This is a genomic window from Solirhodobacter sp. (assembly GCF_964715405.1).
Map to the genome: position 1 here is coordinate 1 of NZ_CBAICG010000070.1, position 9,682 is coordinate 9,682.

The 9,682-nt window shown below is 68.2% G+C and carries 8 protein-coding genes and 1 tRNA gene; 1 reads left to right on the plus strand and 8 read right to left on the minus strand.

The genetic code is table 11. From position 1 onward, the window contains the following. From AC11WY_RS18515 to AC11WY_RS18545, 7 genes are all read right to left on the minus strand, one after another. A partial coding sequence (locus tag AC11WY_RS18515; protein ID WP_482928232.1) for an NAD(P)-dependent oxidoreductase occupies nt 1-724 on the minus strand: 724 nt, incomplete at its 3' end. After that, nucleotides 721-1,620 (minus strand): dihydrodipicolinate synthase family protein, encoded by a 900-nt coding sequence (locus AC11WY_RS18520; protein WP_482928234.1) that lies wholly within the window; start codon nt 1,618-1,620, stop codon nt 721-723. The genes AC11WY_RS18520 and AC11WY_RS18515, both read right to left, overlap by 4 nt. After that, on the minus strand, nt 1,617-2,195 hold the full coding sequence (locus AC11WY_RS18525; protein WP_482928236.1) for a hypothetical protein: 579 nt from the start codon (nt 2,193-2,195) through the stop codon (nt 1,617-1,619). The genes AC11WY_RS18520 and AC11WY_RS18525 overlap by 4 nt, the downstream gene beginning before the upstream one ends. Then, entirely contained in the window at nt 2,195-5,035 is a 2,841-nt protein-coding gene (locus AC11WY_RS18530) for a 2Fe-2S iron-sulfur cluster-binding protein (protein ID WP_482928238.1), read from the minus strand. The genes AC11WY_RS18525 and AC11WY_RS18530 overlap by 1 nt, the downstream gene beginning before the upstream one ends. Continuing rightward, nucleotides 5,032-5,298, minus strand: coding sequence for a sarcosine oxidase subunit delta (locus tag AC11WY_RS18535; RefSeq protein WP_482928240.1), 267 nt, complete (start codon nt 5,296-5,298; stop codon nt 5,032-5,034). The genes AC11WY_RS18530 and AC11WY_RS18535 overlap by 4 nt, the downstream gene beginning before the upstream one ends. Before the next feature lie 7 nt (nt 5,299-5,305). After that, on the minus strand, nt 5,306-6,547 hold the full coding sequence (locus AC11WY_RS18540) for an FAD-dependent oxidoreductase (RefSeq protein ID WP_482928242.1): 1,242 nt from the start codon (nt 6,545-6,547) through the stop codon (nt 5,306-5,308). Between the two features lies 1 nt (nt 6,548). Beyond that, the gene (locus AC11WY_RS18545) at nt 6,549-7,928 is read right to left on the minus strand and encodes an MmgE/PrpD family protein (RefSeq protein ID WP_482928244.1); all 1,380 of its coding nucleotides are present in this window, start codon (nt 7,926-7,928) and stop codon (nt 6,549-6,551) included. Nucleotides 7,929-8,098: 170 nt separating this feature from the next. Here AC11WY_RS18545 and AC11WY_RS18550 point away from each other — a divergent pair, with 170 nt between their 5' ends. Next, nucleotides 8,099-9,007, plus strand: coding sequence for a LysR substrate-binding domain-containing protein (locus AC11WY_RS18550; protein WP_482928246.1), 909 nt, complete (start codon nt 8,099-8,101; stop codon nt 9,005-9,007). Between the two features lie 529 nt (nt 9,008-9,536). Here the strand turns inward: AC11WY_RS18550 and AC11WY_RS18555 are convergent. Continuing rightward, nucleotides 9,537-9,613, minus strand: a tRNA-Met gene (locus tag AC11WY_RS18555). Nucleotides 9,614-9,682: the final 69 nt, after the last annotated feature.

The following is a 9,682-nucleotide window of genomic DNA, read 5'->3' on the forward strand; positions in this document are numbered from 1 at the left end:
GCGCCGCGCCGGACACCACGCCGCCGCGCGAGACGTCGATCAGAACCGCCCCCGGCTTCATCGCGGCGAAGGCGGTGGCGCCGATCAGCCCCCGCGTCGCCTCGGTCAGCGGCACGCAGCAGACGACGTAATCGGCGCGCGCCAGCAGGGCGGGCAAGTCCTCGACCGAGTGCACCTCGTCCACCAACGGTGTGGGGCGCGTGCGGGCGCGGCAGCCCAGCACCGTCAGCCCCAACGCCTTGCTCAGCCGCGCCACCGCCGTTCCGGTCTTGCCAAGGCCGACGATCAGCACGCATCGCCCCGCCACGGGTTCCACGCCAAGGTCCAGCCATTCCCGGCGCCGCTGGGCGCGCGCGAAGATGTGGCGGTTCTGCGAGAAGTGCAGCATCGCACCCAGCACGTATTCCGCCATCATGTCGGCGGCGACTCCGGCCGAATTTGTGACGGTCAGCCGGGCGGTATCCCAGGGCCGCAGGTGGTCGGTGCCCGACCCGCCCACCGCGATCCAGCGCAGGTGCGGCGCGGCCATCAGGGCTTCCCGTGGATAGGGCCCGGGAAAGCGCATGGAATAGACGACCTCGGCCCCGCTTTCGACCAGTGCCTGCGCCATGCCGTGGTGCGTCTGGCACAGATGCACCGTCAGGTCGGGATGCGTCTCGGCAAGCACTCGAAGCGCGGCCTGCCCGTTGTCGGTGTGCAGAAGAACCATCGGGTGCGCGCTCATCGCGGTTGCTCCGTTTCTGCGATGCGCGCTGCCAGCGCCTCGCCCTGCGCCAATGTCGCGTCAAGGTGCGGGGCCCGCAGGTTCAGCCACCGCCGATCACCGGAGCGCACCGCGAGCACCGCCTTGACCCCTGTGATCAACCCGGCCTCCTGCGCCGCCTTGCGCACCGCTTTCATCGAAGCCTCCGCAGCCGTCACGTCGCGCCCCGCCCGCGCGCCGTCATGGACCGCCCGGATCGCCGCCGCGTTCAGGTTGACGGTGGCCGAGATGCAGCCCCCGCCGCCCAGTGCGAGACCCGCCGTCAGGAAACTTTCCGACCCCGGAAAGACCGAGATGCCCGGCGCCGCCGCGATCACCGCTTGCGTGTTCGTCCAGTCCCCTGAACTGTCCTTGTAAGCCACGACCGTTTCGGGGAACGCCTCGTTCATCCGCCGGGCAAGGTCGGGCGAGACCGGCACCCCGCTGTTCTGCGGGATGTTGTAGAGGATGACGCGCAGCCGCGGGTCGGCGATCCGCTCGATCAGTTCCCGGTAGTAGCGCGCCTGCCCATCGTCCCCGACCGCACGGTAGAAGAACGAGGGTAGCACCATCACAGCAGCGCAGCCTAGGCCCACGGCGTGGACCGACAGGTCCACTGTCTCCGGCAAGGCGGTCAGGCCGGTGCCCGGCATCAGCCGGTTCGCTGGAATCCCGTCCTCCAGAAGCCATTCCAGCGCCGCCCTCCGCTCGGCCATGCTCACCGACAGCGCCTCGCCCGTGGTTCCGAAGGGCGAAAGGTAATGCGCCCCTTCCGCCAGCATATGCCGGGCATGGGAAACATAGAGGTCGCGGGCGAGGCTGCCGTCATCATTGAATGGGGTCGCGATCGGGCAGACGATACCCTCGAGTCTGGTCATGGTTCATGCTCCATCCGACAGAGGTCATCGGCCACAGTAGCGATCAGGCCAATCACATGCGCTGTCAGGGTGATGTCGAAGAGGATGTCGAAGCAGGCCCCGCTTCGGAAGAGCACAACCTCCACCCCGCCGAACCGTGTCTGCGCGATCCGCTCGTCCCCGAAGGCCGCAGGCCGCAAGTCAAGCGCGCAGAGCCGGGCCATTGCCTCGCCCGTTGCGGGGCCGGACAGGCGGACCCAGGCCCAGCCCTCCTCCCGCCACGAGGGCCAGCCACGAGGGCCCGCCTCGGCTTCCCAGTCCGCGTTGGTCTGCGCCAGCGCCCCCGCCGCGCCTTCGGCGAGCAGCAGCAGATCCTCCCGCCCAAGCCGCAGGATCCGCATCCCGCGCCACTCCGCGATCCCGTTCACGCCGGGAAGCCCCGCACCCTGCGCGGCCAGCCAGCCCGCGCTGCCCGCGCCCTTCAGGCCGAAGCGCGGCACGGCCGTCAGGTCGGCAACGGCCAGCGGTCCGGTCGGAAGCGCCAGCCCCTCGGCAGCGCCGCCCGGATCGCGGGGATAGACCTTGCGCGCCTCCATCACATCTCCTGCCGCTTGCCGTCGGGGTCGAAGAACGCGTGCCCCGCCACCGTGGCGGTGATCAGCGCGCCGCTTCGACATCTTACCGTCACTGCCGCCCCCTCGGTCGCATCCCCGGGGTGCACGTAGGCCAGCGCAATGGCATGGCCCAGCGTCGGCGACCGGGCAAACGAGGTGACGTGGCCGACCGGCTGCCCCTGTCGCAGGACAAGGCAGCCTTCCCCCGGCAACTCGCCGGAACCCTGCGGAAACATCAGACCTACCAGCCGCCGGGCAAGACCCAGCCGCCGCCGCATCTCAAGCGATCGCTTGCCGACGAAGAACGGCTTGGCCTTCGACACCGCCCAGCCCATGCCAAGTTCGTCGGGCGTCGTCAGGGCATCGGTGTCCTGACTGATGATGATGTGCCCCTTCTCCAGCCGCAGGATGCGCGAGGCTTCAAGGCCATAAGGCCGCAGCCCCAGCGGCGCGCCCGCCTGCATCAACGCGTCCCACAGCGGTATCGCCCGGCTGGCCCGGCAGTGCAGTTCCACACTCACCTCGCCGGTGAAACCGATCCGCATCGCCCTGACCGGGACGCCCGCCACCTTGCCTTCGCGGCCGTGCAGATGCGGGAACGCCTTGGGCGAAAGGTCGATGTCGGTCCCCGTGGCCTCCAGCACCGCCCGCGCCGCAGGGCCGGTAACGTTGATCGCGGCAAAGGCCGAGGTCATGTTCAGCACGTCGACCTTCATCCGCCACTGCGCGTTCCAGAACAGCATGTCGGCATAGACGCTGCCGACGGCGCCGGTGGTGGCGGTGACGTAGTAGCGATCTTCCGCCATCCGCCAGGCCACGCCGTCGTCGATGACGGTGCCCATCTCGTTCAGCATCAGGCAATACCGCACCCGGCCGACCGGCTGGCTGGCATGGGCCATCGTGTAAAGCCGGTCGAGGAAGGCGCCCGCGTCCGGCCCCCGCACCTCCAGCTTGCCAAGGGTCGAGACGTCCAGCATCCCCGCGGCGTTTCGCACGGCCGCCACCTCCTCCGCCGCAGCCCGATCGGCATCGGCCCCGTACTGGAAGGGTCGCCACCATGCCCCTGCTGGCCGCATCCGGGCGCCGAGGGCTATGTGACGGGCATGCAGCGCCGTGCGCCGCTCCTGTAGTGCGTGGTGCCCGGCCAGAAGGCCCAGCGGCTCGGGCCCCACGGGCGGGCGCGCTGTCGTCACGCCGATCTCGCCCACTGTCCGGCCGGTCGCGGCGGCAAGGATGCGCGCGCCGGCAAGGGCCGAGTGACGGCCCTGGCTCGGTCCCATCCCGAGGGTGGAGAACCGCTTGAGCAGCTCCAGTTCGCGATACCCTTCCTGCACGGAATGGATCAGATCCTTCACCTGCAGATCCTCGTCGAAATCGACGAAGTCGCGCCCTTGCGGATGCGCCTTGATCGGCAGGGCGAAGGCCGCCAGCTCCGCATCGGGATCTTCGACCGGTATGGCCGGCTCGCCGGGCAGGCCAAGCCGCGCCAGGGCTAACGACGCCGCCCGCGCACCATCCGCCATCGCGGCGCCCGCCGTGGCGCAGCCGTTCGCCGCCCCGGCAAGACCCAAGGGCCCCTCCGGCAGCGTCAGGCTGAAGCGGGCGGTGGTCTCGTCATAGCCGAGCTTCGCGCCCGCTTGACAGGGCAATTGCCATGCCGGAGCGTCGGCCACCGACACGGCGAGAAGGTCGCAGCCGATCCAGCGCCCGGCGACCTGCACCGCCTCCAGATGGCGCTGGCCGCGCGCTTCGGTCACGGTTCCGGCGATCACCTCCACGCCCCGCTGCCGCAGCGCCTCTCCCATCCCGCCGCCGCTGCCGCCCGGGCGCGGGTCGGCCAGCGCGGCAAGCTCCACCCCGGCGTCGAGCAGGTCGAGCGCCACGCGATATCCCTCTGTCGTCGCGGCCAGCACCACCGCGCACTGTCCGGGGCGTACGCCGTAGTGGCGCATCAGCCGCTGCACCGCGCTGCCCAGCAAGATGCCCGGCAAGTCGTTGTTGCGAAACACGGCGGGTTGAGGGATCGTGCCCGGCGCAAGGATCACCTCGCGCGCCCGGGTGCGGTAAAGGTGCCCGCCCCGGATCAGCGGAAGCCAGTTGTCCTCGAACCAGCCGTTGCAGGTGGTGCCGGTCAGGATGCGCAGCCCGGCAAGCCCCTGCGCCTCCGCCATCAGCGGCGCCAGCGCAGCGCCGTCGGTCCGCCGCCAGGTCTCGGCACCGCCAAGCGCCGCGTTTTCGTCGCACAGGATCACATCGGCCCCGGCCTTCGCGGCCGTCACCGCCGCCGAAAGTCCCGCCAGCCCGCCACCGACCACCAGCACGTCGCAATGAAGATGCGCGCCGGTGAAGTGCCCCGCCGCCGCCCCCGGTTCCACCCGTCCAAGCCCGGCGCGGCGGCGGATCAGCGGCTCCCACAGCCGCAGGAAGGCTTGCTTTCCGGGGCCCATGAAGCTGCGGTAGTAAAAGCCCACCGGCAGAAAGCGACCCAACCGGTCCATCACCGCGCCCCGGTCGCGCGCCAGCGAGCCGGTCACGTTCTGCGCCGACACTTCCAGCCCCTCGCGGATCGGCACGCGCTCTGCCGCCATGTTGGGCTGGCCGGGAAGCTGCACCAGCGTGTTGGCCTCGGCCCCCGCCATCGACAGGATGCCGCGCGGGCGGTGATACTTGAACGACCGTGACAGCATCCACTGGCCATCTGCGGCCAGCGCGCTGGCCACACTGTCGCCCGCGAAGCCCGCCACCTCGCGCCCCTCGAAGTGGAAGCGCACCGGCTGGTTGCGGTCGATCCGGGTGCCCCAGGGGGCGGGAAGGCGGCTCATCGCCCCTCCTCCCGTTCCGACGGGTCAAAGGTGCGCAGGATCACATTCGTCACGATGTGCCGCTCGGCGAGGAAGAAGTAGTTGGACGGCACATGCCGCCACCATTCCAGCACCACGCCCGGTCGGTTCTCGGCATGGAACAGGTGATGCGCCCAGTCCGCATCGCTGGCCGTGTCGGGGTCGGGCGTGGGCCGCACCGGCCCGAAAGACTGGAACTCTTCGATGTTGCGCGGGCCGTTCATCGGACAAGTGAGGATTTTCATGTGCCCCTCAATGGCTCGCCGCCGTTGCGCCCATTTCGTTCAGCAGCCGGAAGGCGCCGAACCGGGTCAGCGCGAAGGGCTGAAGAAGGTCGGGCACGCGGCCGGTGGCGATGGTTTCGGCCATCCGCTTGCCAGCAACCGGCGTGGCCTTGAACCCCCAGGTGCCCCAGCCGCAGTCGAGCCACAGGTTCGGCACCGGGCTTGCCCCCATGATCGGGCTGTAATCTGGCGTCATGTCAGTGATCCCGGCCCATTGCCGCAGCACGGGAACCTTCTGCAGGAAGGGGAACAGGTGCACGGCCCCCGCTGCCAGATGTTCCTTCATGTCGAGCGTCGAGCGGGTCGAATAAAGCTGGTAGGGGTCCGACCCACCGCCGATCACCACCTCGCCGCGGTCGGTTTGCACAAGGTAGGTGTGCAGGCTGACCGAAGAGACGAGAGTGTGCAGGAAGGGCTTGAGCGGCTGCGTCACCATCGCCTGAAGCGGAAAGTTGCGGATCGGCAGCTCCACCCCCGCCTTCAGCGCGACCGGATAGTTCATCCCGCCCGCTGCGACCAGCACCTGGCCGCAGGCGACGCGGCCACGATTCGTCACGACCGCGTCGATCCGGTCCCCGGCCTGCTCGAAAGCCAGCACCTCTGTCCGCTGGTGGATCTCCACTCCCCGCCGCGCGGCCTGCGCGGCATAGCCCCAAGCCACGGCGTCGTGCCGCGCCGTGCCGCCGTCGGCGTGCCAGAGGCCGCCCAGGATTTCCAGTGGCCCGCCAAAGTCCATGTTCAGCAGTGGCGAATGCTCCTGCACGCCCTTCGCATCGACCACCTCGATCCGGATGCCCAGATGCCTGCCCATCTCGGCGCGCAGGTGAAAGCCGCGCAGCGTCGCCTCGCTGTGCGCCAGCGTCAACTGCCCGCGCTGCGAGAACATCATGTTGAAGTCCAGTTCCTGACTCATCTCCTCGAACAGGCGAACGCCTTCCTTGTAGAAGGCGATGCCCTCTGGCGTGATGTAGTTCGACCGGATCGTGGTCGTGTTGCGCGCGGTGTTGCCGCCTGCGAGCCAGCCTTTTTCCAGCACGGCGACGCTGCGGATGCCGTGGTATTTCGACAGATAATGCGCGCAGGCCAGCCCGTGGCCACCGCCGCCCACGATGACGACATCGTAGGCCCCACGCAGATCTGCCGTGGCCGGCAGGTCGCCGGTCACCGGATAGGTCCGGCTCAGCCCGTATTTCAGCAGGCGCAGCACCATCTCAGGCCCCGGGCGGGTCGTAGAGGTGGGCGGCAAGATCGGCGAAGCGGCTGCCCGCTTCGGCAAGGCCCAGCACCCCGTTGCGGATCGCCTCGGCCCGCGTCCGACCGACGACGGGCGCGGCGAAATCCATGTATTTCGCGATCACCTCGTCGGGCGTGAAGGGCGCCTCGGGCCCGCCGCGCGCGTGGGTGTCGCCAGAGGCCAGCACGCGCCCGTCGGTCAGCGTCATGGCCACATCGGCCCAGCGCCCGGCCGGAAACCGCGCCTGATGCCGCGCCTCTTCATGAACCGTCACCTTCGGCAGGAACGCCGCCACCGCCGCATCGGAGAGCCCCGCCCCCGAAATCTGCTCTACCCCGATGCGCCGATGCACGGCCATGCAGGCCACCGCGAAGGGCAGGCTGTACTGCGCCTTCGACGTCGTATCTGGCATGCCGGGGAACAGCGTCGCCGCATAGTGGAAGCTGTTCACCCGAATGCCCGCGATCTGATCCGGCCGCAGGTCGTGCGCCAGCACCAGCGCGCGTGTCGCGTCGATCGCGGCATGGGCCCAGCGGCAGATCGGATAGGGCTTCACGTATTGATGCTGCATCTGCCAGAACTGGCCGAGATCGGCCCAGACGCCCGCCACTTCCGGCGCCTCCACCGTGATCGCGGGGGCGCCGATGAAGCCAAGGCCCGCCATGACCGCCGACGACAACCCGACCAGCGCGCCCCAGCCTGATCCGTCGTGCAGCATGGTGGGCGTTGCGATCTCACGCATCATCTGGCTGCGCGGCCCGTGATATTCGGCGATCCCCAGCGCCTCGCGCATCTGCGCCTGCGACATCCCACGCAGGCGCGCCGCCATCGCTACCACGCCAAGCGCGTTCCACGCGCCCGAGGTGTGGTAATCGCTCACCGTCGCGTGCAGCGCGATCGCGGCCCGCCCCGCAACCTCATAGCCGGTGACGACAGCCGCAAGCGCCTCCCGGCCCGACAGGTCCGGCAGCCCCTCTGCCAGCGCCGCAAGTGCCGGGATGGCGACCACGCCGATGTGCCCCTTCGTGGGGTTGTAGCCGTCGTGCCCGTCCAGATTGTCGGTCTGCGTCGCGGCGGCAAAGGCGGCACCGGCAAGGCTGACACGCCGCCCGTCGACCAGCATCCGCGCCGCGATCGACCCCGGCCCGGCGCCGTACAGAAGGCACGCCGCCTCGCGCGCGATGACGCCCGCCTCCATCGGGGTCGAGGCAATCACAATCCCCAGCGTGTCCAACGTAGCAAGTGCCGCCGCCCGCAGCACCGGCTCGGGAAACTCGCCTGCCCCCCGGCGCAACGCCAGATCGCCGACCCTGGAAAGCGCCGGTAAAGCCTCGCCCGTCATCCCGGCGTCAGACATGGTTCCGGCACTCCTCCGCTGCACTTGCCTCAAAATTAATTTGGGATCATGCGAAGCGCACGAAATTCAATCAGGGTGCGTGCCCAAATTTTTCGGGGGCATGGCGAGGGGTGAAGTGATTGATCGCGGCCCCGGTCGGAGCTAGCATCGGACGATATAGGGACATTCCGATGAAGCCGCCTGCCCCGCTCCACCATATCCGCTCGTTCGAGGCTGCCGCCCGGCATCTGAGCTTCACCGCCGCCGCGGAAGAGCTTGGTTACACCCAGGCGGCGATCAGCAGCCATGTGCGCGCGCTGGAACACTACATCGGCCGCCAGCTCTTCCACCGCAACCCGCGTAGCCTCAAGCTGACCGAGATGGGCGAGGCGTTCCTGCCGACCCTGCGGCCCGCGCTCGACCAGATCGATCAGGCGACAGAGGCCGTCGTCACCTCGGCCCGCAACCGGACGGTCGTGGTTTCATGCCCGATGAGCCTGGCCGAGAACTGGCTGGCCGGCTGCCTTGCCGCCTACCGGCAGGCGCATCCGGAAATCGAGGTGGTTCTGCACGGCACGATCTGGGAAGATCTGGGCGAGCAGGTGGCCGACATCACCCTGTCGATCCGGCGCGAAGACGACCGCCTGCACGGCGGCACCAAGCTCTGGGACGATCACCTGATGCTGCTCTGTGCGCCGCACCTTCTGGACGGGCCGCCGACGATCCGCGAGGCGCAGGACATCCTGAAGCATGACTGGATCTTCGTGCACGGACGGCAGGAATACTGGCACAGCATGGCCGAGGCACTTGGTATCGACAGCGCGGGGCACGACAAGGCGCTGTCGACGAACGCCTCCAACATCGCGCTGGAACTTGCCACCATGGGCGGGGGGCTGATCGCCACGCAGCGTTCGCTTGCGCGCACCTACATCCAACGCGGGCTGCTGGTGGAACCCTTCCCCGACGCCCGCCCGCCAAGCCCGTGGACCTACTACCTGCTCAGCAGCCAGCTCGCGAAGGGCAGCGTGGTGCGCAACGTGCGCAACTGGATCCTCGAGCGCGCCCGCGTCGACTTTCCGATGGCCAAGGGCGAGGAATAGTGGAGGAATATGTCAAGTAAGCGGGGCACAATTTGAGCTACCGGCCGAAAATCAGACAGTGACGGAAGCTACAAGCTGTCGTCTGCGGTTCTCAAAGAACGAAGATATCAAAACATTTCTAGACGCAGGAATCACGGCCTGGCGTTCAAGGCGCGCGCGGAGTTAAGGGCGCTGAAGGGCGGGTACACCGTGTCGTAGCTGGCAGCCATGTACGACGAGCACCCGACGAAGATCCGTCATTGGAAGAGGGCACAGCTTGTGGGGACAGCAGGCATCTTTTTGAACGCGGTAGAAAAGCTGCGGCAGCTGAGATCACGTAGGACACTGTTCGTGAACTGCATGCTAAGCTCGGAGAGCCCGGCGCAGGCAACGATTAGCGTTGGCGAGAGTCGGCGGACATGGGTTTTCTGCCCGCTTCTGCGTTGCAGGGTGGACTCGCCAAACGTTGACCAGGCGTTGACAAGAACTGCAACGCCAAAAACCTGACTGTTTCTGTCGGGTTCCAAGTATTTAATATTGTTGTTAGATTTGGTTGCGGGGACAGGATTTGAACCTGTGACCTTCAGGTTATGAGCCTGACGAGCTACCGGGCTGCTCCACCCCGCGACAGGGTCGTTGCTTGCCCCCGTTTTCGTTCGGGATTGGGGGCGCAGATGTCATCGTTGAGAGATTTCG

What these genes read in the sequence shown, in the direction of transcription:
- AC11WY_RS18520 (WP_482928234.1), bottom strand. Translation starts at nt 1,620, where the DNA reads ATGACCAGACTCGAGGGTATCGTCTGCCCGATCGCGACCCCATTCAAT.
- AC11WY_RS18525 (WP_482928236.1), bottom strand. Translation starts at nt 2,195, where the DNA reads ATGGAGGCGCGCAAGGTCTATCCCCGCGATCCGGGCGGCGCTGCCGAG.
- AC11WY_RS18530 (WP_482928238.1), bottom strand. Translation starts at nt 5,035, where the DNA reads ATGAGCCGCCTTCCCGCCCCCTGGGGCACCCGGATCGACCGCAACCAG.
- AC11WY_RS18535 (WP_482928240.1), bottom strand. Translation starts at nt 5,298, where the DNA reads ATGAAAATCCTCACTTGTCCGATGAACGGCCCGCGCAACATCGAAGAG.
- AC11WY_RS18540 (WP_482928242.1), bottom strand. Translation starts at nt 6,547, where the DNA reads ATGGTGCTGCGCCTGCTGAAATACGGGCTGAGCCGGACCTATCCGGTG.
- AC11WY_RS18545 (WP_482928244.1), bottom strand. Translation starts at nt 7,928, where the DNA reads ATGTCTGACGCCGGGATGACGGGCGAGGCTTTACCGGCGCTTTCCAGG.
- AC11WY_RS18550 (WP_482928246.1), top strand. Translation starts at nt 8,099, where the DNA reads ATGAAGCCGCCTGCCCCGCTCCACCATATCCGCTCGTTCGAGGCTGCC.